This is a genomic window from Gemmiger formicilis (assembly GCF_016901605.1).
Taxonomy (GTDB): domain Bacteria; phylum Bacillota; class Clostridia; order Oscillospirales; family Ruminococcaceae; genus Gemmiger; species Gemmiger formicilis_B.
In genome coordinates this window covers 1-323 of sequence record NZ_JACJKP010000554.1, presented here as the reverse complement: position 1 = coordinate 323, position 323 = coordinate 1, and the positions used below count along the sequence as shown (strand labels likewise).

General features: G+C 58.8%; 1 protein-coding gene. It reads left to right on the top strand.

What is annotated here, in order from left to right:
- The coding region (locus H6B10_RS15900; RefSeq protein WP_204652411.1) for a transposase at window positions 1-323 on the top strand (323 nt) is incomplete at both ends.

Genomic DNA, 323 nt, shown 5'->3' with positions numbered 1-323 from the left:
CAGCGCCAGGGATACCGGAGCGGCCACTACAGCCGCAACCTTACCACCACTTCCGGGGACGTTACCCTGAAGGTGCCTAAGCTCAAGGGAATCTCTTTTGAAACCGCCATTATTGAGCGGTATCGCCGTCGGGAGAGCAGTGTGGAAGAAGCTCTCATTGAGATGTACCTGGCAGGCGTATCCGTCCGGCGCGTGGAGGACATTACCGAGGCGCTGTGGGGCAGCAAGGTGTCTCCGGCCACCATCAGCGAGCTGAACAAGAAAGCGTATGTCCACATTGAGGATTGGCGCAACCGCCCTCTGCAAGGTGGGCGCTATCCGTA